Consider the following 23,182-nt stretch of genomic DNA (forward strand, 5'->3'; position numbering starts at 1 on the left):
GATTTATGCATATCCAGGGCGACCATGCCGAGCTGGTCGTCGGAGGCCGTCTCGACGTCCGCAGCGCGGCGGACGCCCGTACCGTCCTGCACACCGCCGTGGACTCCGGTTGCGGCGATCTTGTGCTGGACCTGACAGCACTGGATTCGTGGGACGCCGCGGGCCTGGGCGTGATCATGGGAGCGCACCGAAGGGCGGGCCGGGTCAACCGACGGCTCGTGCTGCGGGGCGTTCCGCCACAGATGCAGCGGCTGCTCGTAGCCACACGACTGCACCGAATCCTGGCGATCGAGGCTGAAAGGTGATGTAAGGGGAGCGCAACGCCCCTGCCCTTCGGCAATACTGTCCGGGGCTTTAGAGTTCGGTTTCCGGCCTGCCACACGGTGGGTCGAGGAGGGGAACCGGACCGGTCCGACTAAGCGGACTACGGTGGTCCGACACGACCCCGTACGCGACGCATATGGGGGGCGGAAACAATGGACCCACACTCCGGTCGACCAGACGATCTCGCGGCACCAGAGCCCGAGACGGGTGCCGCCGACGAGACCATGGCGCTGGCGCGCATACCGCGCCCGCCGCGCGAGCCTGCCCCCGTCTTCGGCGGGGAGACCCTGTGGCCCGAAGGGGACCCGGGTCGCCCCGGCCCCGCCCGGGTCGTCCAGGTGGTCGCCGGCGACTTCCTGCTCACCATCAACCCGGTGGACGGCAGCGAGGTCGCGCAGTGCCCGCCGGAGGAGCGGCGCGCGCCCGCGCGCCGCACCCCGCAGGACCGGCTGCGGCAGGCCAAGGACCGCCGACCGCAGCTGCCCCCGGGCCCGCGGGCGCCCGAGCTGCCCCTGCTGGAGCGCGAAGAGGAACGGGAGCGGCTCGTCCGGCTGCTCGCCCGAGGCCGCTCGGTCCGGGTCACCGGCCCCTCCGGCGCCGGCCGCAGCTCGCTGCTGGACGTCGTCGCCGACGCCTGCGCCGACCTGGCGCCCGACGGGATACTGCGGCTGTCCGGCTACCGCCGCACCTCCGCCGACCTGCTGCAGGACCTCTTCGCCCTCGTCTACGAGGCCGACGGATACCGCCCCGACCGTCCGCGGCTCCTGGAGCTGCTCAGCGACGTCGGCGCGATCGTCGTCCTCGACGACCTGGAATTCGGCGGCACCGCGCTCGAAGAGCTGCTGAACGCCGTGCCGGAGTGCGCCTTTCTGATCACCGCGACCCCGGACGTCGCCGCCCCCGCGCCCGACTCGCTGATCGAAGAGGTCTTCCTGCCCGGCCTCACCCGCGTCGCGTGCCTGGCCCTGCTGGAGCACGTCGTGGAGCGCCCGCTCGACGAGGAGGAGGCCGCCTGGGCAGCAGACCTCTGGTTCGAGTCCGAGGGTCTGCCGCTGCGCTTCTTCCAGGCCGGTGCGCTGCTGCGGCAGCGCGACGTCCTGCGCAACCCGATCGAGGCCGAGCAGGAGTGGGACGACTCCGTCTGGACCTCGGGCTCAGGGCCCGAGGACACCGGCCCGTTCGACGCCGAGCCCGCTGGCCGCATACCGCTGCCGTCGCTCGCCGAGAGCGCCGCGCCCGCCGAACTGCTCGCGTCCCGGCTGAGCGAGGCGGCCCAGCAGGCGCTGGACTTCGCCGTCGCGCTCGACGGCGAATGCCCGCACCCCTCGCACCTGCCCGCGCTCGTGGGCGACACCCACGGTGACGCCGCGCTCGGCGAGATAGCCGCCTGCGGCCTCGCCGTCCCCGTCGCCTCGCACTACCGGCTCGCCGCCGGGGTGCGTCAGCAGCTGTCCGTGGGACTCTCCACGGAGTCGGAGGACACCGCCCTCGCTCTCGCCGCGGCCCAGCACTACGCCTGGTGGGCGGGCCACCCCTCGGTCGCCCCGGAACGGGCCGCCACCGAGGCCGAGGCGATCCTCGCCGCGATGGCCGCCTGCCGCGACGCCGGACACCCCAGCAACGCCGTCCTCCTCGCCCGCACCGCGGCCCCCGCGTTCGCCGGCGCACTGCACTGGAGCGCCTGGGAGCGGGCGCTGCGGATCGGGCAGGAATCAGCCCGGCTGGCCGGCGAAGTGGCCGAAGAGGCGTACTTCCATCACGAGTTGGGCGTCCTGGCGCTCTGCACCGGCGGCCTCGACCGGGCCCGGGCCGAGCTGGAGGCTTCCATAGCCCTGCGCGGGGCGCTCGCCGACCGCCAGGGCACCCTGGTGGGCCGACGGACCCTCGCGCTCGTCAACGACCGTTCCAGCGGCTCCGTGGCGCTCACGCTGCCCGGCGCCGGCCTGGAGATACCCGGCGCGGGCCCGGACTCGCACCTCGCGGCGTCCGCCGCTCCCGGCCGCGATTCCTACGACCCGCCCGTCACGGTCATCAGCAAGCGGCTCACCGCGGGCGGCCTGCCGGCCCGCAGGACCGCACGGACCGTCTTCGGCAACTCCCGCCGCAACCTCCTCGCCGCGGGCGCGGGCGCCGCACTCGCGGCGATCATCGGCACCGTCGTCACGCTCGGCACCTCGGCGGGCAGCAGCGAGAACCGCAACGTGCCGAACAACGTGAAGCCCGTCGAGTCCGCCCAGCCGGACGACCAGAACGCAGGCCTCCCCGCCGACCAGCAGACGACGGACGGCACCACCTCAACGAAACCGGGCACGCCGACGACGGGCACGGCGCCGACCACGCAGCCTGCGACCTCCGGCGGCGCGTCGTCGGTGCCGGGCAACGGCGGTCAGACGTCCTCGACGCCGGGACACACGCCGTCGACCAAGCCGGGCACGACAGGCGGCGGCTCAGGCTCGCCGACGCACACGACCCCGCCGACGCATACGACACCGCCACCCACCACGGATCCGCCGACGACGACTCCGCCGCCCACGACGACTCCGCCGCCCACCACGGATCCGCCGACGACCGGCGGCAACGGCACCACTCCGTAACGCGAAAGCCCCGGCCCGGTAGTAACTCCCAGGTCGGGGCTCAGCGCGCCTAGCGCGATCCGCTCGTGAGCGGAACGGCCTGCGATCAGAACAGGCGGAGTTTGTCGTCCTCGATGCCGCGCATCGCGTCGTAGTCGAGGACGACGCAGCCGATGCCGCGGTCGGTGGCCAGGACGCGGGCCTGGGGCTTGATTTCCTGGGCGGCGAAGACGCCCTTCACCGGGGCGAGGTGCGGGTCGCGGTTCAGCAGCTCGAGGTAGCGGGTGAGCTGCTCGACGCCGTCGATGTCGCCGCGCCGCTTGAGCTCGACCGCGACCGTGACGCCTTCGGCGTCCCGGCACAGGATGTCGACCGGCCCGATCGCCGTCATGTACTCGCGCCGGATCAGGGTCCAGCCCGCACCCAGTACTTCCATGCGGTCCGCGAGCAGTTCCTGGAGGTGGGCCTCGACGCCGTCCTTGATGAGGCCGGGGTCGATCCCGAGCTCGTGCGAGGAGTCGTGGAGGACCTCCTCGATGGTGATGATCAGCTGCTCACCGGCCTTGTTGACCACCGTCCAGACACCGTCGTCGCCCACCTTGAGCGTGCACGGCGGGGACATCCAGTTGAGCGGCTTGTAGGCGCGGTCGTCGGCGTGGATGGAGACCGAACCGTCGGCCTTCACGAGGAGCAGACGGGTCGCCGACGGAAGGTGGGCGGAGAGCTTGCCCGCGTAGTCCACGGAGCAGCGGGCAATGACGAGGCGCATGGTGGGCAACGCTACTCGACGCCCCGCCCCGTGCGCGATTCGCCCTCAAGGGGAGGGTCCGGGCGACTGTTGAAAAATGGCCGGTTGTGGGCGCTACCTCCTGGTGCGCCAGGACCGTGCCGCCTACCGTTGTATGTGGAAGCCGTCGTGCGGGAGAAGCTCGGCCGGTTTCCGGTCCATGTCCGTCTGGCTCCGCACATTGCGGGGTCACGAGAGGAGTACCCATGTCGCTCGACGTCTCACCGGCCCTCCTCGAACAGGCCGAGCGAGGCGAGGTCGACGAGAAGGAATTCGTCGACTGCGTCCGGACATCCCTGCCGTACGCATGGGAGATGATCAGTTCACTGGTGGCGCAACTCAAGGTTGACGGTGGTTCCTTCGCCGACAACCAGGTGCCGCCGCCGGACGAACAGGCGCGCGGTCAGCTGCTGCGCGCGCTGGCGAGTGACGCGATACGCGGTGCCCTGCAGCGCCATTTCGGGGTCCGACTCGCGTTCCAGAACTGCCACCGGGTAGCGGTCTTCCCGCTCGACCCGGCCGTTGACGGGAGTTACGGAAAGTTCACGTCCGTGCGCTCCCAACTGCTCAACCAGTCACCGGAGTTCAGGGACTGCTGATCCTCATGTGACAGCGGTCCACGTGCTCCCGCCTCCGGTTCAGGCCAATTGCGGGAGCACGTCGCTGCCCAGTCGCATGACGTTCTCCTCGGTGACAGCCAGATCTCCCGAGCCCTCCACCAGCAGCGCGAAGCGGGTGATGCCCGTCCGCTCGGAGGTGGCCGCCAGCCGGTCGGCGCAGAGCTGGGCGGTACCCACCGGGTGGAGATCGCAGAGCAACTCCGTGTAGCTGAGCGGGTTCCGCATCGCGCGGGCGCTGCCGTCCACGGTCTGATGGGCGGCCAGGCCGCGTTGCAGCCAGCCGGGCATCGCCTTCACCAGTGCCTCGACCGCGTCCGCGCGGCTGTCCGCGATCTGGACGACGCCCGCCGACACATGCTCGGCCCCGGCCGCCGCGATGACTTCGGGGGAGAGCCCCGCCGCCCGCGCTGTGAGCTGCCAGAGCTCGACCATCCCGGCCTTCTCCTCGTCGCCGCAGTGCATCCCGAGCAGCATCGGGAGACCGCGTTCCGCGGCCAGCCGGACGGAGTTCGGTGAGGTGCAGGCGACCACGACCGGCGGGCCCGGCTCGTCGAGCTCGTCCGGGCGCGGTACGACGGGCACCTCGCGGAACGAATAGCGCGGTCCGTCCGCCCCGACCCGGGGCTCGCGCAGCCAGCGCATCAGCAGGTCCAGCGATTCCGGGAAGCCGTGCTCGAAGGCTTCGAGGCCGGCGCCGAAGACCTCCAGGTCCACCCAGGGGCCGCCGCGCCCGACGCCGAGGGTGAAACGGCCGCCGGAGGCTATGTGCAGCAGTGCGGCCTGCTCGCCGAGCGCCACCGGATGGGCGGTCGGCAACACGCTGACCGCCGTGCCGACCCCGATGGTGCTGGTGCGACCCAGCAGAAACGCAGCGAGCGTCACCGCGGACGGGCAGACTCCGTACGGAACGAAATGGTGCTCGGCCAGCCATACGGTGTCCACCCCCGCGGACTCGGCCAGCTCGGCCGACCGTACCGCCCGGTGCAGCACCTCACCCTGGCCCTGGCCGGGGAACTGAGCCGCGAGAACAAAAGTCCCAACACGCATCGGTCACTCCCTCCTCTACAGGCACTAACGCTTGACACGTGCCAAAGGCACGGCCTGCCGCAGCGATTTCATGATTTTCGGCAACGGATGTCGGACGGGGGCGGGTGGGGGCGCGATCGGAGGAACGTCCGCCCCGTGACCCGCCGCGTATTCTGGGACGAGCCGCCCCGATCCGACCGAACCGCGAGGTGTCCCATGTCGCCGCGTCGAAACCACCCGCGCGGTGGTGACAGCCCCGCCGACCGTCCCGGGGAATCGGGCACGGGCCGCGGTCCCGAGCGTACCGAGACCTGGCAGGGCGAGGAGTGGTCGGTCCGGCCGATCGCCGGAAGTGCCGCGGGCAAGAGCTACCGGTGCCCGGGTTGCGACCAGGAGATTCCGCCCGCCGTCGGCCACTTGGTGGCCTGGCCGGAGTACGGCGGCGGTGTCGACGACCGCAGGCACTGGCACCGGGCGTGCTGGAACGCGAAGGACCGCCGCACCACGAGGGTGCAGCGGTCCCGTAACGCACCGCGCTACTGAAGAAAGTGCGGTCAGACGTCGCGCTTGGCCAGTACCGCGTAGGCGCCGGCCAGGGCGATCGCCGTGATGATCGCCAGCAGCCCGAGGCCCGGCCAGCCGGTACTGGTGCCGCCGTCCATCGGGATCCGGTACATGGACGCGAGCCCGTTGAGCGCCGAGTACTTGATCAGGAAGTCGCGCAGCGAGTGCATGCTCTCGGCGAACATGAAGAGCGCGAGGATCAGCGGCAGCAGCACCACGCCCATCATGGCCGTGATCGCGCCCGCCGAGTGCCGCAGCAGGGTGCCGATCGCCAGTGAGAGCAGACCGAGCAGCGCCACGAACAGACCGGCGCCGACGGTGGCGCCCAGCCACTGGCCGCCGTGGGCGACGACCTTGCCGGCCTCGATCGAATCCCGCATCACCGAGTCCTCGTAGGCGGAGGACGGGACCTTCTGGTCCGACAGGGCCGCGGAGTTGATGAGCGCGGTGATGCCGCAGGCCGCGGTCGTCGTCACGAACGACAGGCCGAAGAAGACGATCGCCTTGGCGGTGAGCACCCGGGAACGGCTCGGGCAGGCGGTGAACGTCGTACGGATCATGCCGGTGCTGTACTCGGAGGTCACCACCAGGACGCCGAGGGTGATCACCGCGAGCTGGCCGAGCATCAGCCCGAACAGGCCGCCGCTGAGCAGCGGCGCCCCGACGTAGTCGCTGCTGCTCATCGCCATGGTCACCAGCAGGCCGATGCCGATGACGACGGCGAGCATCACGCTGATCGTCCACACGGTGGAGCGCACCGTGCGGATCTTCGTCCACTCGGACTTCAGCGCGTGCGCGAGCGTGGTGTTCTGCACCGGGATCGGCGACGTGTACTGCTGGGTGTACGCGTAGGGAGCGCCGGGGGCGGGGACGGGGGCGGTCATCGGGCGTCCTCGCTGTCGGACTTGTTGAGGCTGGGAGCGGTGGGCGGAACCACGGGGGGCGCGGCGGGCGCGGCGGGCGCGGCCGGCGGAGCCGGGGCGACCGGGGCGGCAGGCACGACCGGCGGCTGCGCGGGTACCGCGGTGGTCGCCGCGTACGGCTGCGGCGGTGGTCCCGCGGGCTGCTGGCCGTACGGCTGCGCGTAGGGCTGCGCCGGCGGCTGGGCGTACTGCTGCTGCGGTGCCTGCTGCACCGGCGGCTGACCCCAGCCGGCGGGCGCCTGCTGCTGGTAACCGGCCGGCGGGTAACCGCCCTGTGGGTACTGGCCCTGCGGCGGGTAACCGGCCTGCTGGTAGCCCTGCTGCGGGTGCGGGGCGGGCTGCTGCAGCCCCTGGCGCGGGTCCTGGGTGGAGCGGTAGTCCACCGCGCCACTGGTCATCCGCATGTACGCCTCTTCCAGCGAGGCCTGGTGCGGCGACAGTTCCCAGAGGCGGACGTCGATCTCGTGCGCGAGGTCGCTGATCCGCGGCAGCTCCAGGCCGGTGACGCGCAGGGCGCCGTCCTGCTCGGGCTGCACGAGGCCGCCGGCCTCGCTGAGCGCCTTCGACAGCTTCTCGCGCATCCCGGCGTCGTCGGGGGTGCGGACCGTGGCGTGCGCGGTCGAGTTGCGGGCGATGAAGTCCTTGACGCTCATGTCGGCGAGCAGCTGCCCGCGGCCGATCACGATCAAGTGGTCGGCGGTCAGCGCCATCTCGCTCATCAGGTGGCTCGACACGAAGACCGTGCGGCCCTCGGCGGCGAGCTTCCGCATGAGGTTGCGGACCCAGAGGATGCCCTCGGGGTCCAGGCCGTTCACCGGTTCGTCGAAGAGCAGCACCTCGGGGTCGCCGAGCAGGGCGCCCGCTATGCCGAGCCGCTGGCCCATGCCGAGCGAGAAGCCCTTGGAGCGGCGCGACGCGACGTCCTGCAGCCCGACGACGCCCAGTACTTCGTCCACCCGGCGGGCCGGAATGCCGGACAGCTGCGCCAGGCACAGCAGGTGCTGGCGCGCGCTGCGGCCGCCGTGCACGGCCTTGGCGTCGAGGAGCGCACCGACTCTGCGGGGGGCGTTGGTCAGCTGCCGGTACGGCTGGCCGCCGATGGTGACACGGCCCGCCGACGGGTCGTCCAGGCCCAGGATCATCCGCATGGTGGTGGACTTGCCCGAGCCGTTGGGTCCGAGGAAGCCGGTCACGGCGCCCGATCGGACCTGGAACGACAGGTTGTACACAGCCGTCTTCGCGCCGTAGCGCTTGGTGAGGCCCGTTGCCTCGATCATGCTTGCCCCTCGCCTTCAACCGGGGCACGTGCCCCCGTGAGGTTTAGGAGGCTACAGGGGCATGAACGGTTCCAGCAGGGGTGTACTTCCGGTACCCCTGCCGGTATCGCTCACGCGTCGCGGTTCTTCAGGACCACGTAGCCGCCGATGAGGGCGGCGGCGACCCAGACCGCCATGATTCCCAGCCCGGCCCACGGGCCGTACGGTGCCGGGTTGTCCTCCTGCACCACGCGCATGATCTGCTGGCCGGCCTGGTCGGGGAAGTACTTCGCCACCGTCTTCACCTTCGGCACCGCCGACAGGATCGGTGAGATGAGGAAGAAGAACGGCATCAGGATGCCCAGGCCGAGCATCGGACTGCGCAGCATCGTCGCGACGCCCACGCAGAACAGCACCAGGAACGTCATGTAGAGCCCGGTGCCGAACACCGCGCGCAGCACGCCCGGGTCGCTGATCGTCACCTTGTGGCTGCCGAGGAGCGCCTGGCCGAGGAAGAACGAGATGAAGCTGGTGGCCATGCCGACCACCAGCGCGAGCGCCCCGGCGACGACGACCTTGGAGAAGTAGAACGAGGCGCGCTGCGGGACCGCCGCGAGGGAGGTGCGGATCATGCCCGAGCTGTACTCGCTGGCGATCACCAGGACACCGAACACGATCAGCGCGAGCTGACCGAGTGCCATCCCCGCGAAGCTGGAGCTCGTCGGGTCGAAGGTGGCCCGGTCGCCCTCCGACATGTCGCTGAAGGTGCTCTTGATGACCAGACAGATGACCGCGCTGAGCGCGACGGTGACGATGAACGCCAGCGCCAGCGTCCACACCGTGGACCGTACCGTCCTGATCTTGGTCCATTCCGACTGCAGGACCGCGCCGGGAGCCGCCATGGTCAGGACTCCTTTCCGGTGCTGGGGGTGCTGTCCTTGCCGCCGGACCAGCCGGCGCCCCACTGCGGGGCGGCGGGGTCCGTGACGGGTACCGCACCGGCCGGGTCACCGGCGAGGTGCCCGCCCGCGTGGTATTCCACCGAGTCGGCGGTGAGCTGCATGAAGGCTTCTTCCAGTGAGGCCCGCTGCGGGCTCAGCTCGTGCAGGGTCAGCTGGTGCTTCGCGGCCAGCTCGCCGATCCGCGCCGGATCGCCGCCCTCGATCTCGAAGGAGCCGTCGCCGGTGACCACCGGGGTGATCTGCGCGGCGGCCAGCGCGTCCCGCAGCCGCTCCGGATCAGGGGTCCTGACCCGGACGTACGAGCGGGAGTTCGTCGCGATGAAGTCGGCCATCGAGGTGTCCGCGAGCAGCCGGCCCTGGCCGATGACGACCAGGTGCTCGGCGGTCAGCGCCATCTCGCTCATCAGGTGGCTGGAGACGAAGACCGTACGCCCCTGGGCGGCCAGATCCTTCATCAGGTTGCGGATCCAGTGGATGCCCTCGGGGTCGAGCCCGTTGACCGGCTCGTCGAACATCAGGATCTCGGGGTCGCCGAGCAGGGCGCCCGCGATGCCGAGCCGCTGGCCCATGCCGAGCGAGAAGCCCTTGGACCGCTTCTTCGCGACCGAGGACAGGCCGACGGTCTCCAGCACCTCGTCGACCCGGGAGGCCGGAATGCGGTTGGACTGCGCGAGGCACAGCAGATGGTTGTACGCGGTGCGGCCGCCGTGGATGGCCTTCGCGTCCAGGAGGGCGCCGATGTACTTGAACGGCTCGCTGAGCTCCCGGTAGTGCTTGCCGTCGATGCGCACATCGCCCGCGGTCGGGTTGTCCAGATCCAGCATCATCCGCATGGTGGTGGACTTGCCCGCCCCGTTCGGCCCGAGGAAGCCGGTCACCACGCCGGGGCGCACGGTGAACGTGAGGTGGTCGACAGCGGTCTTGTCCCCGTACCGCTTGGTGAGCCCCTGCAGTTCAATCATTGTCCCAACGTAATGTCCGACCGGGCCTCCGTCACGCCAAAAACCCCCATCCGAGGAGGACGGGGGCTTCTGGTGATGGGGGATCAGCGGGAGGGGTGTGCCCGCTTTGTGGTGTTACCTGCTCTGCTGCGCCGGGACGCCGCGGGAGATCGGCTCCTCGTCGGCCGGGCCGGTGGCGGCGGCCACCGCCGCACCGGTGAGGGTGGCCAGCATCTCGCGGACGTTGGTCAGCTGGGCGTTGATGCTGTCGCGGCGGTTGGTGAGCGCCGCCAGCTCGCGCTCGGACTCGCTGCGGATCCGGTCGGCCTTCGCGTTCGCGTCCGCGACGATGTCCTCGGACTGGCGCTGGGCCGTCTCCACCGTCTGGCGGGCGCGGCGCTCGGCGTCGGTACGGAGCTTCTCGGCCTCCAGGCGGAGCTGCTCGGCGCGGTGCTCGATCTCCGCCAGGCGCTTCTCGGCCTTGGCCTGACGCGACGCCAGGTCACGCTCGGACTGCTCGCGGCGCTTGGCCAGGTTCGTCTCGAAGTCGGCTGCGGCCTGGGCGGCCTTGGCACGGGTCTCCTCGAAGAGGGCGTCGGCCTCCTCGCGCTTGGCCTGGGCGTCCTTCTGGGCCTCGCCACGCAGCTGCGTGGAGTCGGACTTCGCCTTGTCGACGATCCGGGCGCCCTCGTCCTCGGCCTTGGACTTGCGGTCCGCGGCGAAGGTCTCGGCGTCGTTGCGCACCTGGTTGGCGGCGGACTCGGCGAGCTCGCGGTGCTGCTCGGCCGCGCGGCGGGCCTCCTCACGAAGGTCCTTCGCCTCCTCCTCGGCGAGGCGGAGGATCTTCTCGACGCGAGCACCGAGGCCGGCGTACGACGGCTCGGCGTCGTTGACCTGCGCCTGCGCGTTCTGGGTCTCGAGGTGTAGCTCCTCGATGCGCTTCTCCAGCGCGGTGATCCGGGTCAGTGCGCTATCACGGTCGGCGACGAGCTTGGTGATGCGGTCGTCCACCTGACCGCGGTCATATCCGCGCCGAACGAGTTCGAAGCCGAAGGGGGAGGAGGTGTCACTCATGGGGTTCCTGTCAATTCAGACCGGGTGAGGTGATAGGGGGAATCCTAGGGGCCCGGACGGCGTGTCACCGAGCCATTGCCTATTAGGTATGGAGAATGTCCGCTCAATCGAGTGGAGCATCGTCGTTGCGCTTGCCCCCCGAACGGGTGGTTCCGGCCCCCGCACCGGCGGTCACCGCGTTCTTCCCGGCTCCTGGGGTCTCGAATGACTCCAACGCCTCCAGGACGTCCTGGACACGGGAGATCTCGGCATTGATGTCCTGTCGGCGGCGCACCAGGATCTCCAACTCGCGCTTGCCCTCGGTGACCGTACGCTCCGCCTCGGCCCGGGCCTCCCCCTTGACCCGCTCCGCATCCCGATCCGCGTCGGCCTTCTTCTGCTCGGCCTCCTTGAGCAGCCCCTCGGCCTTCTTCACGGCGGCGATCCGTACCTTGCTCGCCTCGGACGAGGCCGTGGACTTGAGCTCCTCGGCCTTCGCCTCGGCCTCGGTGAGCTGCTCGGTGGCGGCCGCGACCAGCTTGTCGACGCGCTCGCCGGCCGTCCGCATCTGCTCGGAGGATTCCTTGCGGGCCCGCTCGTGCAGCTCCTCGACCTCGGACTCGACGCGGTTGCGCAGTTCCTCGGTGCGTTCCCTTATCGACGTGGCGTCCCGGCGCGCCTCGCCGAGCAGGGTGTCCGCGTCCGTACGGGCCCGCTCGACCAGTCCGTTGCACTCCAGCGTCGCCTCGGCGAAGATCCGTTCGGCCTCGGTGCGGGCGGCGCCGACCATCGTGTCGGACTGCTCCTCGGCGGCCGCCCCGATCCGCACCGCCTCGGCCTGCGCCTTCGCGATCAGCTCGTCCGCCTGCTCGGCGGCCTCGCTGCGGCGGCGGTTGGCGGCCTCGCGGGCCTCGTCGCGGATCCGGTCGGCCTCCGCGCGGGTCGCCTCCGACTCGCGCTCGGCGGTGTCCAGCGCGTCCTTGGCCAGGATGCCGAGACGTTCGGCCTCCTCACGGGCCTTGGTGATCAGCTGGTCGGCCTGGCCCGCGGCCTCGGTACGGCGGCGGTTGGCGTCGTCACGGGACTCCGTGCGCAGCTGCTCGGACTCCTCGATCGCCTCGGAAACGGTGCGCTCCGCCAGTGACTTGGCGGCGTCCGTCTCCTCCTTGGCGTCGCGGCGGACCCGCGCGGCGTCCTCGGCGGCCCGCTCCCGTTCGGAGTTGGCGTCCGCGTGCAGCCGGTCGGCCTCGCCCTGGGCCTCGGTACGCAGCCGGTCGGCGGCGTGCTCGGCGGCGGACCGCAGTCCGGCGATCTCCTCGTCGGCCTGCTCGTGCAGATGCGCGACGGCGTCACGGACCTGCTGAGCGGTCTGCTCGGCGGCGGCGACCAGTTCGGTGGCCCGCGACTCGGCCTCGGCGACCAGCCGGTCGGCCTCGACCCCGGCCTCCTGGACCCGGGTACGGGCCGACGCGAGCAGTTCCTCGCTCTCGCGGCGGGCCTGGGACCGCTCCTGGTCGGCCTCGCCGCGCGCGGCGGCGAGCAGTTCCTCGGCCTCGCGGCGGCGGCGGGCCGCCTCCTCCTGGGCGGCGGCCAGCGCCTCGGCGGCCTCGGTGCCGGTCCGCTCGGCGGCCGCGGCGGCCTCCGCGCGCAGCCGGTCCGCGGTCTCCTGCGCCTCGGCGCGCAGCTGTTCGACCTCGGTCGCGGCGTCGGTACGCAGCCGCACCGCGATCGTCTCGGCCTCGGCGCGGGTCTGCGACGCGTCGGCCGCGGCCTCGTCACGCAGCCGTACCGTTTCGGCCTCGGCCTGCTCCTGGAGGACCCGGACCCGCTCCGCGGTCTCGTTCCGCAGCCGTTCCGCCTCGTCGGCGGCCTCGCGGCGCAGCCGCTCGGCCTCGCCGCGGGCGTCGCGCAGCGCCTGCTCGGCGGTGGTGACGCGCTGCTCGGCCTCCTCGCGCAGCCGCACCAGGTCCGCTTCGGCGTCGGCACGCAGCCGCAGCACGGTCTGCTCGGCCTCGCCGCGCTGCCGCAGCACCTCGGCCTCGGCGTCCTCCTTGACCTGGCCGGCCTGCTGCTCGGCCTCGCCGCGCAGCACGTCGGCCTCGGCGCGGGCCCGCTCCAGGGCCTCCTCGGCCTTCTTGTTCAGCGCGGAGGCACGCTCGGTGGACTCGGCCCGCATCCGGTCGGACTCGGTGGACGCGCCCTGGCGCATCTCGTCGCCGTCCGCCTTCGCCTTGGCCAGCAGGCCCTCGGCGGTCCTGGCGGCCTCCTCGATCTGCTGGACGGCCTCACGGCGGGCCTCACCGCGGATCCGCTCGCCCTCGGCGACCGCGTCGGCCCGCAGCTGCTCGGCCTCGCCGCGCAGCCTGCGCGCCTCCTCCTGCAGCTCGACGGTCTTGGCCCGGTACTCCTCGGTGTCGTCCTGCGCGGCGCCGCGCAGCTCCTGCGCCGACGCCTCGGCCTGGCCGCGCAGCCGCTCGGCCTCCGCCTCGGCCTCGCCGCGGATCCGCTCGGCCTCCTCGGCGGCCGCCCGGGTGGTGGACTGGGCGTCCTGGGACGCCTTCGTCAGCACCTCCTCGGCGCTCCTGGCCGCCTGGGCCAGCTGCGCCGCGGCGTCCTCGGACGCGGCGGACCGCGCCGTCTCCTGGGCCTCGGCACGGACCCGCTCGGCTTCGGCGACCGCGTCGGCGCGGACCTGCTCGGCCTCGGCCTTGGCGGCCTCCGACTCCTTGGTCGCCTCCGTCACCATGCGGGCGATCTCGGCGCGGGCGGTACGGGTGCGCTGCTCGTTCTCGGCCTCGGCCGTGGACAGCCGCTTCGAGGCGGCCGTGTTGGCCTCCTCACGCAGCCGGTCGGCCTCCGCGCGGGCCTCGCGCAGCGAATCGTCGGCCTCGCGCATCCGCTCCTGGGCGAGCCGGGTGAGCTCGGTGGCCTCCTGGCGGGCCGCGTCGGACTCGCTGAGGGTGGACGTCCGCAGCTGTTCGGCCTGGCTGCTGGCTTCCTGCGCCTGGTTGGAGGCCGCGTTCAGCAGCCGTTCCGCGTCGGTCCTGGCCCGCCGCAGCAGCTGCTCGGCCTCGGACTTCGCTGACTCCGCCTCGGCGGTGAGCCGCTCGCGGGTCTGCTCGGCGATCCGGGTCGCCTCGGCGCGGGCGGCGGCGAGCGCCGTCTCGGACTCGGCGCGGGTCTCGTCCAGCAGCCGGCGGGCCTGGGACTCGCTGCGGGCCCGCAGCTGCTCGGCCCAGGCCACGTTCTCGTTGACGTGGGTCTCGACGGTGGCCCGGCGCTCGCCCAGCTCCTCGTCGAGCTGACGGCGCCGGGCGACGGCCTCGGCATGCCATTCGGCCTCGAAGCGGGACTGCCGCTCGGCCTGTTCCTGCAGCAGGCGCTGGGTGGCGGCGCGCGCCTCGCGCAGCTCGCGCTCCGCGTCGGTGCGCAGCTGGTCCGCCTGGATCTGGGCGTTGCGCAGCAGCTGGTCGGCCTGGTGGCCGATGTTGTCGTAGGCGGGGCGGGCGGCGAGATTGCGGCGTGCCTCGTGAAGTTTGGCGCGCAGAACCTCGACCTGGTAGCCCAGGTCGTCGGCGTGCTCGACGGCCTTACCCCGCTCGGTGCGAAGCCGCTCCATCTCAGCTTCGAACAGCGAGAGGTGATCGTCGGCCTCGTAGCGGTCGTTGCCCCGCACTCCGCGGTCCCATCCGTCCCCTGGCGTTCTCACCCGCCAACCGGGTGAGACTCTCCGGAGCCCTGTTTGCACAGAGCCCTACGGAGAAGTGTGTCTGATCCACGCCGTGGAGCGGGCCGGTACCCCACGCCCACCCGTCGGCTGGGCCACTCTACCGGCCCAAGGGGGGCTGGGGTCAGTGGTCCTTGGCGGCGGTGACCAGCTCGGTGAGGACACCATGGCAGTCCTTGGGGTGCAGGAACGTGATCCGTGACCCCATGGAGCCGATTCGCGGCTCTTCGTAGAGCACGCGGACGCCCTTGCCCGCGATGTCCGCGGCGTCGCCGTCCACGTCCGCGGTGCCGAAGGCGATGTGGTGCACGCCCTCGCCGTTCTTTGCCAGCCATTTGCCGACCGCGGAGTCCTCGCGGGTCGGTTCCAGGAGCTGGAGGTAGGAGGCGCCGCCGTCGGAGGTCTCGTTGATCTTGAGCATGGCCTCCCGTACGCCCTGCTCCTCGTTCACCTCGGAGTGGTGGACCTCGAAGCCGTACGTGGCGCGGTAGAACTCGACGGTGGCGTCGAGATCGAAGCACGCGATACCGATGTGGTCGATGCGAGTCAGCATGGGAACAGTGCACCGCTACCTGACCCGGTAACGCAACGTGCGCGCGATCACACGTTCCGCCCGATGACCGCGCGCTTACCGCTCAGTACATTGACGGTAACCCTCGTTAACTTCTCTCTTCCTCTGCTGAAGGGGCCGCACCATGAGCCAGCCACGTACGTCCGTGATCGTCGCAGGTGCCAGAACTCCCATGGGAAGGCTGCTCGGATCCTTGCGATCCTTTAGCGGCGCCGACCTCGGGGGCGTCGCGATCAAGGCGGCGCTGGACCGCGCGGGGATCGGCGGCGACCAGGTGCAGTACGTCATCATGGGCCAGGTGCTGCAGGCCGGCGCCGGCCAGATCCCGGCCCGCCAGGCCGCCGTCAAGGGCGGCATCCCGATGAACGTCCCGGCCCTGACGATCAACAAGGTCTGCCTTTCCGGCCTTGACGCGATCGCCCTCGCCGACCAGCTGATCCGCGCCGGCGAGTTCGACATCGTCGTCGCCGGCGGCCAGGAGTCGATGACCAACGCCCCGCACCTGCTGCCGAAGTCCCGTGAGGGCTTCAAGTACGGCGCGATCGAGATGCTCGACGCGATGGCCTACGACGGCCTCACCGACTCCTTCGAGAACATTCCGATGGGGGAGTCGACCGAGAAGCACAACACCCGCCTCGGCATCGGGCGTGCGGCCCAGGACGAGATCGCGGCCCAGTCCCACCAGCGCGCCGCCGCCGCGCAGAAGAACGGCCTGTTCGAGGCCGAGATCACCCCCGTCGAGATCCCGCAGCGCAAGGGCGACCCGGTGATCTTCAGCAAGGACGAGGGCATCCGCCCCGAGACCACCACGGAATCGCTCGGCAAGCTCCGCCCCGCCTTCGCCAAGGACGGCACGATCACCGCCGGCACCTCCTCGCAGATCTCCGACGGCGCCGCCGCGGTGGTCGTCATGAGCAAGGCGAAGGCCGAGGAGCTGGGCCTGGAGTGGATCGCCGAGATCGGCGCGCACGGCAACGTCGCGGGCCCGGACAACTCGCTGCAGTCCCAGCCCTCCAACGCCATCGCGCACGCGCTGGCCAAGGACGGTCTGACCGTGCAGGATCTGGACCTGATCGAGATCAACGAGGCGTTCGCCGCGGTCGCCGTGCAGTCGATGAAGGACCTCGGCGTGACACCTGAAAAGGTGAACGTCAACGGTGGTGCGATCGCCCTGGGTCACCCGATCGGGATGTCCGGGGCGCGGGTCGTCCTGCACCTCGCGCTGGAGCTCAAGCGGCGCGGCGGCGGAACGGGCGCCGCGGCGCTCTGCGGCGGAGGCGGCCAGGGCGACGCCCTGATCATCCGCGTCCCCGGCAAGTAGCCGGAGAAGGCGCAACCGGCACCACCCACCGGCGGCGAACCGAGCCCCAAAGAAGAAGGAGCGCGAAGCGATGGACGTCGCCACGCTGGTCGAGCAGGCGCGGGAGGGCAGGCCGCGGGCCGTGGCCCGGCTGATCTCGCTGGTGGAGGGGGCGTCCCCGCAGCTCCGGGAGGTGATGGCCGCGCTCGCGCCGCTGTCCGGCGGTGCGTACGTGGTCGGCCTGACGGGCTCGCCGGGCGTCGGCAAGTCCACCTCCACGTCCGCGCTGGTCACCGCGTACCGCAAGCGCGGCAAGCGGGTCGGAGTACTGGCGGTGGACCCGTCCTCGCCGTTCTCCGGCGGCGCGCTGCTCGGTGACCGGGTGCGGATGTCGGAGCACGCCTCCGACCCCGGCGTCTACATCCGCTCGATGGCGACCCGCGGCCACCTCGGGGGCCTCGCCTGGTCGGCGCCGCAGGCGATCCGGGTGCTCGACGCGGCCGGCTGCGAGGTGATCCTCGTCGAGACGGTCGGCGTCGGGCAGTCCGAGGTGGAGATCGCCGCCCAGGCGGACACCTGCGTGGTGCTGCTGGCGCCGGGCATGGGCGACGGGATCCAGGCCGCGAAGGCCGGGATCCTGGAGATCGGCGATGTCTACGTGGTCAACAAGGCCGACCGGGACGGCGCCGACTCCACCGCGCGCGAGCTGAACCACATGCTCGGGCTGGGCGAGTCGCGCGGCCCGGGGGACTGGCGCCCGCCGATCGTGAAGACGGTCGCGGCCCGCAGCGAGGGCATCGACGAGGTCGTCGAGGCTCTGGAGAAGCACCGCGCCTGGATGGAGGAGCACGGCGTCCTGGACGCCCGCCGCCGCCGGCGTGCCGCCAACGAGGTGGAGAACATCGCGGTCACCGCCCTGCGCGAGCGGATCGGCGACCTGCACGGCGATCAGCGGCTCGACGCCCTGGCGGAACGGATCATCACGGGCCGCCTGGATCCGTACACCGCGGCGGACGAACTGATCGAGAGCGTCACGCAGGCGTAGGGCCCCACCGTCACCTCAACGGGGCAGTGACGCGAGGGGCCGGGATCGCAGGCGCGGGGTTCCGAAATGCTGCCGAGCTATTTGTGGGCCGCCAGGCCCGTAAATAGTCGATTTCGGAACCCCGCGCCGGAGAGCCCGGCCCCGACCCGTCCAGCCACCGTCAGGAACTACCGGCCGCGCGCCGAGCGCAAGTGTTCCGCGATCGGCAGCAGCGCCTTGTGCAGCGCCGCCAGGTCCTCCGCCGGCAGCAGCCCGATGAAGTTCTCCCGGACCGATGCCACGTGGTGCGGCGCGACCTTCCGCATCGTGTCCCAGCCGAGCTCCGTGAGCACGGCGTACAGCCCGCGCCGGTCGGACTCGCAGTTCTCCCGGCGGACCAGGCCGGTGCTCTCCATCCGGGTGATCTGGTGGGAGAGCCGGCTCTTGGACTGGAGAGTGACGCGTGCGAGATCGCTCATCCGCATGCGCCGGTCGTCGGACTCCGAGAGATTGACCAGGATCTCGTAGTCGTTGTTGGTGAGGCCGAACGGCTGCAGGTCACGCTCCAGCTGGTGCATCAGCAGTCGGCTGACGTCGAGATGTGTGCGCCAGGCGCGCTGCTCGTCCTCGGTGAGCCACTTGGTGCCGTTCTCAGTCTCCATGGGTTGAATTCTACAGGTAGTTGAAAACCGTATGAACGGGCCCCGTAGTCAACCGGTCACAGCCCGGAACGAACGCCCTCCGGCCACACCCCTCAGAGCCCGAAGCGCCGCTGCAGATCGCCCAGCTGACCGGGCAGCCGCGGCACCTGTCCCTGCTGGCCGCCCGGTGCCCCCGGCACCCCCGCGCCCGGCACGCCGGGCCCGGCGGAGGCCGGCACGCCGCCGGTCGCCGTCTCCGGCATCAGGACCTCGGTGGACTGCAGCAGCACCTGTCCTGCCCCCACGAACTCGAACTGGTGCTCCTCGCCCGAGGTCCCGCCGATCCCGGTGAGCGCCCGCAGGCCGCCGAGGACGCCGCGCATGTAGCCGTGGTCGTAGTGGTGGCAGGGGGAGGGGCAGTCCGCCCAGCCGACCAGCGCCTGCGGGTCCACCCGGATCGGCGGCTCCACGAAGTGCACCGCCCCGTTCGAGGCGGCGACGAACTTGCCGGTCCCGATCAGGGTGAGGAAGCCGGGGATGATCGACTGCTTCAGCGCGAGGCCGGGCTGGAAGGCCAGCAGGTTGCCCGACCGGATGGTCAGGTTGCCGTTCTCCAGGTCGAACGAGTTGACGTCGTACGCCCGGTCCGCGAGCAGCAGCTTGCCCTGGCCCTCGGCGACCACCCAGTCCGACGCGTGCATGGGGGAGTGGAAGTTGGCGGCGACCAGCCGGTCGAGCCGGCCGTTGCCGATGCCGTGGAAGTCGATCTGCCCGTAATAGGCGATCATCTTCCCCTTCTGCAGGAACCACTGTCCCTTGAGCTCGACGCTGAACGCGTACGGGTTGACGTTGTCGTCGACCGGCAGCGTGCGCGGATCGTGAATGACGGGCCCACCGGCCATCGCGGTCACAGCTTGTCCTCCGACGCCTGTACGTACACCGTGCCCTGGCCCGACAGTTCCAGCTGGAACGCCTCGCCCGAGCCCCGCCCGACCATGTCCCGCCAGCCCAGCGCCGTGGACAGCTTGTTGCGCACGTCGCCGCGGTGCGCGACGTACGCCTGCGGGTCGACGTGCACCGGGCCCTGGTGGGTGATCGGCAGCTCGATGACGCCGCCGTGCGCCATGACGGCGACCGAGCCCTTGCCCTGCAGTGTGGTGGTGAACAGCCCCTGGCCGGTGACCTGGCCGCGGATCACGCCCATGACGCCGCCCTGCGAGCCCATGAACATCGTGGACTGCTGCAGCGTGCCGTCGAAGGCCAGCAACCGGTCCGCCTCGACGTAGAGCGTCTCGCCGCTCAGATCGATGGTGTGGATGTGGTGGCCGCCGTGCCCGAACATCACCGAGCCCTGGCCCTCGACGGTCATCAGCGGTGTCGCCTCGTTGGCGACCCGCCGGCCGATCATCGAGGCGATGCCGCCCTGGCCGCCCTGGATGTTCGGTGTGAACGACACCTCGCCGCGGTACGCGAGCATCGCGCCGCGCTGGCTGAACAGCCGCTGGCCGGGCAGGATCTGCGCCTCGACCATCTTGGAATTGATCTTGGTGAACGGCACTAGAGCTGTCCCCCGATCGTGTTGCGCTCGCTGGGCTGCACGTAGACCAGCCCCTCGCCCTCGAAACGGATCTGGAAGCTCTCCCCGGACCCCTCGCCCATCACCGTCCGCCAGCTGATGCCGGTCTGGAAGTGCTGCTGCAGATTGCCGGTGTGCGCCACGTAAGCGCCCGGGTCGACCTGCAGCGGCATGCCCGCCGAGACCCGCAGCACGATCGCCGGACCGTCCGAGGTGATCGCGGCCTGGCCGACGCCCTCGACGGTCGTGGTGAACAGGCCGTTGCCCTGGCTCGCGCCGCGCAGCCCGGTGAAGGTGGTGCCGGTGCGCAGCCCGGGGTCGGTCGCCAGCAGGTTGCTGGCCTCGACGTAGAGCTTCTCGCCGTTCAGCCGCACCAGGTTGATCTCGCTCGCACGGTCGGCGAAGTAGCACGTGCCGTGCCCCTTCACCTCCATGACCTCCATGGATTCGCCGGTCAGCCGGCGGGTCACCATGCCGCGGATCCCCTCACCGCCCCCGGACATCTTCTTGAACGCCATCTGGCCGTCGTAGGCCACCATCGCGCCGTTCTTCGCCTTGACGGCGTCGCCGGTCATCTCCACGGCGAGTACTTTGCTGCCCTGCAATCGGAACATGGCCACGGTCAGACGCTATCCGTCCGTGCGGGAGCCGTCACCGGAATCGGGCGAACAGGCTCTTCCCCGGCGGCGACCTCGACCTCCAGCAGCGAAGCGCCACGGCGCTCGGCCTCGAACGCCTCGACGCCGCCGCGCAGCCCGAACAGCCGCTTCGACAGCGCGATCCACAGCACCGCCAGCACGTTGAGCGTCAGCGTCGCGACCTTGACCCAGCTGACCTTCTCGGTCAGCTCGTAGACCTCCAGCGGCAGGAACGCGGCGGTCGCGACGACCGTCAGGTACTCCGCCCAGCGCTTGCCCCACCAGAGCCCGAACGCCTCGACGATCTCGATCAGCGCGTACACGAGCAGCGCGACGGCGACGATCACCAGCGTCGAGTGCTTGTAGTCGAAGGTCTTGCGGATGGTGTCGACGACCGGGGAGTGGTCCAGGTCGTAGTGGAAGTGCTTGGCGACCGGGCCGAAGACCGAGAGCTGGTCCTCGAAGAGCTTGCGGACGGAGTCCTGGGAGTTGCTGAACCTCCACACCGCCCACGCGGCGAGCACGATGAAGACGCCGCGCACCAGCCGCTCGACCGCCAGGAACCGCAGGATGAACAGATCGCGCAGCGCCCGCCCGCGCGGTACCTCGGGTGCCTGGTCGGCCGGCCCCGAGCCGTGCGGCTCGCCCAGTGCGAAGTCACCGCAGCGCAGACAGCGCCAGACCTCGCCGACGGACGTGGTGGCGTGCAGCCGCTCGCGCAGATGGCGTTCGTCCGGCGCGTAGGTGATGTGGCCCCGGCGCGAGCAGTGGCGCCGGTCCCAGTCGAACTTCATGGGTCCCGTTCCCCCGTTTGTTGTCGTCCGTCGGTGTCATTCACGTGTTCTACGTGGAGGGGGACGCTATCGCCCTCCGTGCGGTTCTCGACCCCCGGGGCGGGGTCCGGGGGAGGAGGCGGCGATAATGGACGGGCTTTGTGATCACGTTCACAAGAACCGCCCCCGTCGATGATGAGGAATCCGTGGACATCAAGACCGCCTCCGCCCTGCGCCGGCTCCGCCTGGTCTCCGCCCCCGAGGCGGTCTCCTTCCTGCTGCTGCTGCTCTGCTCGATCCTGAAGCGCACCACCGACTTCAACGCCGTCCCGGTCATGGGCATGGTCCACGGAGTGCTGTTCGTCCTCTATGTCGTCCTGTGGGCCCTGGCCTGGTACCGGGCCAAGTGGACGCTGGGCCGCGGCGCGCTCTACGCGGTGCTGTCCGTGCTCCCCACCGGCGGCTTCTTCGCCGAGCGCATGCTGCGCCGCGAGGCCGAGTCGGAGATCATCGCCGCCCGTGCCCGCCAGGAAGGCGTCGTCGCGTGATCGTCGCCTTCTCGGTCTCCCCGCTGGGCGTCGGCGAGGACGTGGGCGAGTACGTCGCCGACGCCGTCCGCGTCGTCCGGGAGTCCGGTCTCCCGAACCGCACCGATGCGATGTTCACCTCCATCGAGGGCGAGTGGGACGAGGTGATGGACGTCGTCAAGCGCGCCGTCGCCGCCGTCGAGGCCCGTGCGCCGCGCGTCTCCCTCGTGCTGAAGGCCGACATCCGGCCCGGCGTGACGGACGGGATGACGTCGAAGGTCGAGACCGTCGAGCGGTACCTCGCCCCCGACGCGGACCCCGCCGCGGATCCCGCCGCCGGGAGCTGAGGGACGCGGGGAGCTGACGGACGCCGCTACCCCCCGCCCGTGGCCAGGGTGAGGCCGAGCGGGGTCCTTTCGTACAGCACCCGGTGGCCGTCGCGGTGCGAGGTGAGCAGGCCCGCGTCGCGCAGTACCGACAGATGGGCCGAGACGGACGACAGCGCCAGGTCGTGACGGCGGGCGAGCCCGCTGGTGGTCGCGGGCGCGTCGAGGTTGGTGAGGATCGCCGCCCGGTTGGGGCCCAGCAGCCGGATCAGCGGCTCGGCGGGCGCGGGGCCCGGCACGGTCCACAGGGTGGCGGTGCCGCGCGCCGGGTAGACCATCGTGGCCTGCCAGGGCGGGTCGAAGCCGCTCACCACGTCCGGCCGGACGAAGACGCTCGGCACCAGCAGCAGCCCCTCGCCGCCCAGCGTCCTGACGTGCTCGGCCCGCTGGTCCACCGTGAGCGTGCCGTCCGACCAGCTCACCTTCGGGTGCAGATCGGCGAAGAGCCGCTCCGGGCCGCCGTCGGCCAGCCGGCGGGAGTGGAAGGCGACATCGGCCTCCAGCACGGCGCGCATCCGGGGCCAGAACGGGGCGAGGAGCGTGTCCCAGACCCGGGCCATCAGTTCCGCGAGCTCGTCCACCGTGCGCGCCGGGTCGTCGAGCAGCGCCCGGACCCGCTCGTCGTCGTCGGCACCCGGAGTCGCCGCCAGCGCCCCGGCCAGGTCCGCGTGGGCCACGGCGGGGTCGGTGCCGCGGACCCGGGCCAGCTCCTCGTCGATCGTGGCGAAGACCCCGTCGGGCGGCGGGCACAGGAAATCCGGGTTGTGGCCGCGCCGCGGCATCACCAGCTCGAACGGGCTGAGGTCGAGCCCGCGGGCCACCGACCGGACCTGTCGCAGCCACGGCAGGTGGTACCCCTGGCGCGCCGGTGTCCGGAGGGTGCGGATCGCCTCCTGGGTCTCCCAGAGGGGTGAGATCGCGAACCGGGAGGACAGCAGATCGTCGGCCGTGAAGTGCATGTGGAACGGCATGATCTCTCCCAAGTTTCGT

Annotated in this window: 23 protein-coding genes; 8 read left to right on the forward strand and 15 right to left on the reverse strand. The window is 71.3% G+C overall.

The window, feature by feature from the left end; genetic code table 11:
• Positions 1-5 precede the first annotated feature (5 nt).
• Both LNW72_RS27265 and LNW72_RS27270 read left to right on the forward strand, forming a co-directional pair.
• Positions 6-305 carry an STAS domain-containing protein gene (locus LNW72_RS27265; RefSeq protein WP_138355950.1) on the forward strand — a complete coding sequence of 100 codons (300 nt, stop codon included), beginning with the start codon at positions 6-8 and terminating at the stop codon, positions 303-305.
• A 171-nt stretch (positions 306-476) separates the two neighbouring features.
• Positions 477-2,918: an ATP-binding protein gene (locus LNW72_RS27270; protein ID WP_250977769.1), complete on the forward strand. Its 2,442-nt coding sequence runs from the start codon at positions 477-479 to the stop codon at positions 2,916-2,918.
• A gap of 85 nt (positions 2,919-3,003) precedes the next feature.
• Here the strand turns inward: LNW72_RS27270 and nucS are convergent, their stop codons facing one another.
• The gene (gene nucS / locus LNW72_RS27275) at positions 3,004-3,666 is read right to left on the reverse strand and encodes an endonuclease NucS (protein ID WP_198357678.1); all 663 of its coding nucleotides are present in this window, start codon (positions 3,664-3,666) and stop codon (positions 3,004-3,006) included.
• Positions 3,667-3,890: 224 nt separating this feature from the next.
• On the opposite strand from nucS, the gene LNW72_RS27280 reads away from it, so the two are divergent.
• Positions 3,891-4,283 (forward strand): SCO5389 family protein, encoded by a 393-nt coding sequence (locus tag LNW72_RS27280; protein WP_138357354.1) that lies wholly within the window; start codon positions 3,891-3,893, stop codon positions 4,281-4,283.
• A 39-nt stretch (positions 4,284-4,322) separates the two neighbouring features.
• Here LNW72_RS27280 and LNW72_RS27285 read toward each other — a convergent pair whose 3' ends face one another.
• On the reverse strand, positions 4,323-5,351 hold the full coding sequence (locus tag LNW72_RS27285; RefSeq protein WP_250977770.1) for an LLM class flavin-dependent oxidoreductase: 1,029 nt from the start codon (positions 5,349-5,351) through the stop codon (positions 4,323-4,325).
• Between the two features lie 195 nt (positions 5,352-5,546).
• Here LNW72_RS27285 and LNW72_RS27290 point away from each other — a divergent pair, with 195 nt between their 5' ends.
• Positions 5,547-5,873, forward strand: a complete 327-nt coding sequence (locus tag LNW72_RS27290) for an ATP/GTP-binding protein (protein WP_250977771.1) — start codon at positions 5,547-5,549, stop codon at positions 5,871-5,873.
• Between the two features lie 11 nt (positions 5,874-5,884).
• On the opposite strand, the gene LNW72_RS27295 is transcribed toward LNW72_RS27290, so the two are convergent.
• The 7 genes from LNW72_RS27295 to mce all read right to left on the reverse strand — a co-directional run bounded on the left by LNW72_RS27295 (position 5,885) and on the right by mce (position 15,309).
• Positions 5,885-6,778 (reverse strand): ABC transporter permease, encoded by an 894-nt coding sequence (locus LNW72_RS27295; protein ID WP_250989641.1) that lies wholly within the window; start codon positions 6,776-6,778, stop codon positions 5,885-5,887.
• Complete coding sequence (locus LNW72_RS27300) at positions 6,775-8,094, reverse strand: ATP-binding cassette domain-containing protein (protein WP_250977772.1); 1,320 nt, start codon at positions 8,092-8,094, stop codon at positions 6,775-6,777. The genes LNW72_RS27295 and LNW72_RS27300 overlap by 4 nt, the downstream gene beginning before the upstream one ends.
• Before the next feature lie 110 nt (positions 8,095-8,204).
• Positions 8,205-8,975: an ABC transporter permease gene (locus tag LNW72_RS27305; protein ID WP_250977773.1), complete on the reverse strand. Its 771-nt coding sequence runs from the start codon at positions 8,973-8,975 to the stop codon at positions 8,205-8,207.
• A 2-nt stretch (positions 8,976-8,977) separates the two neighbouring features.
• Positions 8,978-9,997: an ABC transporter ATP-binding protein gene (locus LNW72_RS27310; protein ID WP_250977774.1), complete on the reverse strand. Its 1,020-nt coding sequence runs from the start codon at positions 9,995-9,997 to the stop codon at positions 8,978-8,980.
• A 114-nt stretch (positions 9,998-10,111) separates the two neighbouring features.
• Positions 10,112-11,050 (reverse strand): cellulose-binding protein, encoded by a 939-nt coding sequence (locus LNW72_RS27315; protein ID WP_138357149.1) that lies wholly within the window; start codon positions 11,048-11,050, stop codon positions 10,112-10,114.
• 103 nt (positions 11,051-11,153) lie between these two features.
• On the reverse strand, positions 11,154-14,705 hold the full coding sequence (gene scy / locus LNW72_RS27320; protein ID WP_374117334.1) for a polarized growth protein Scy: 3,552 nt from the start codon (positions 14,703-14,705) through the stop codon (positions 11,154-11,156).
• Between the two features lie 175 nt (positions 14,706-14,880).
• Positions 14,881-15,309 (reverse strand): methylmalonyl-CoA epimerase, encoded by a 429-nt coding sequence (mce, locus tag LNW72_RS27325; protein WP_138357147.1) that lies wholly within the window; start codon positions 15,307-15,309, stop codon positions 14,881-14,883.
• Positions 15,310-15,472: 163 nt separating this feature from the next.
• Between mce and LNW72_RS27330 the strand changes: the two genes are divergently transcribed.
• Both LNW72_RS27330 and meaB read left to right on the forward strand, forming a co-directional pair.
• Positions 15,473-16,648, forward strand: coding sequence for an acetyl-CoA C-acetyltransferase (locus LNW72_RS27330; RefSeq protein WP_250980332.1), 1,176 nt, complete (start codon positions 15,473-15,475; stop codon positions 16,646-16,648).
• A 70-nt stretch (positions 16,649-16,718) separates the two neighbouring features.
• A complete protein-coding gene (gene meaB, locus LNW72_RS27335; protein WP_250977775.1) occupies positions 16,719-17,672 on the forward strand; it encodes a methylmalonyl Co-A mutase-associated GTPase MeaB in 954 nt (317 codons plus the stop codon).
• 167 nt (positions 17,673-17,839) lie between these two features.
• Here meaB and LNW72_RS27340 read toward each other — a convergent pair whose 3' ends face one another.
• The 5 genes from LNW72_RS27340 to LNW72_RS27360 form a co-directional block, all read right to left on the reverse strand.
• Positions 17,840-18,313, reverse strand: a complete 474-nt coding sequence (locus LNW72_RS27340; RefSeq protein WP_250977776.1) for a MarR family transcriptional regulator — start codon at positions 18,311-18,313, stop codon at positions 17,840-17,842.
• Between the two features lie 92 nt (positions 18,314-18,405).
• On the reverse strand, positions 18,406-19,194 hold the full coding sequence (locus LNW72_RS27345; RefSeq protein ID WP_250980333.1) for an AIM24 family protein: 789 nt from the start codon (positions 19,192-19,194) through the stop codon (positions 18,406-18,408).
• Positions 19,195-19,199: 5 nt separating this feature from the next.
• Positions 19,200-19,850: an AIM24 family protein gene (locus LNW72_RS27350; RefSeq protein ID WP_138357144.1), complete on the reverse strand. Its 651-nt coding sequence runs from the start codon at positions 19,848-19,850 to the stop codon at positions 19,200-19,202.
• On the reverse strand, positions 19,850-20,488 hold the full coding sequence (locus LNW72_RS27355; RefSeq protein ID WP_138357143.1) for an AIM24 family protein: 639 nt from the start codon (positions 20,486-20,488) through the stop codon (positions 19,850-19,852). Before LNW72_RS27355 ends, LNW72_RS27350 begins: the two co-directional genes overlap by 1 nt.
• 2 nt (positions 20,489-20,490) lie before the next feature.
• Positions 20,491-21,300, reverse strand: coding sequence for a DUF2127 domain-containing protein (locus LNW72_RS27360; RefSeq protein WP_250977777.1), 810 nt, complete (start codon positions 21,298-21,300; stop codon positions 20,491-20,493).
• A 185-nt stretch (positions 21,301-21,485) separates the two neighbouring features.
• Between LNW72_RS27360 and LNW72_RS27365 the strand changes: the two genes are divergently transcribed.
• Both LNW72_RS27365 and LNW72_RS27370 read left to right on the forward strand, forming a co-directional pair.
• Complete coding sequence (locus LNW72_RS27365; RefSeq protein WP_138357140.1) at positions 21,486-21,827, forward strand: DUF3817 domain-containing protein; 342 nt, start codon at positions 21,486-21,488, stop codon at positions 21,825-21,827.
• Positions 21,824-22,153, forward strand: coding sequence for an MTH1187 family thiamine-binding protein (locus LNW72_RS27370; RefSeq protein WP_250977778.1), 330 nt, complete (start codon positions 21,824-21,826; stop codon positions 22,151-22,153). The genes LNW72_RS27365 and LNW72_RS27370 overlap by 4 nt, the downstream gene beginning before the upstream one ends.
• A gap of 26 nt (positions 22,154-22,179) precedes the next feature.
• Here LNW72_RS27370 and LNW72_RS27375 read toward each other — a convergent pair whose 3' ends face one another.
• A complete protein-coding gene (locus tag LNW72_RS27375; RefSeq protein ID WP_250977779.1) occupies positions 22,180-23,163 on the reverse strand; it encodes a DUF5937 family protein in 984 nt (327 codons plus the stop codon).
• Positions 23,164-23,182 lie beyond the last annotated feature (19 nt).

Origin of the sequence: Streptomyces sp. RKAG293 (assembly GCF_023701745.1) — a bacterium.
Taxonomy (GTDB): Bacteria; Actinomycetota; Actinomycetes; order Streptomycetales; family Streptomycetaceae; genus Actinacidiphila.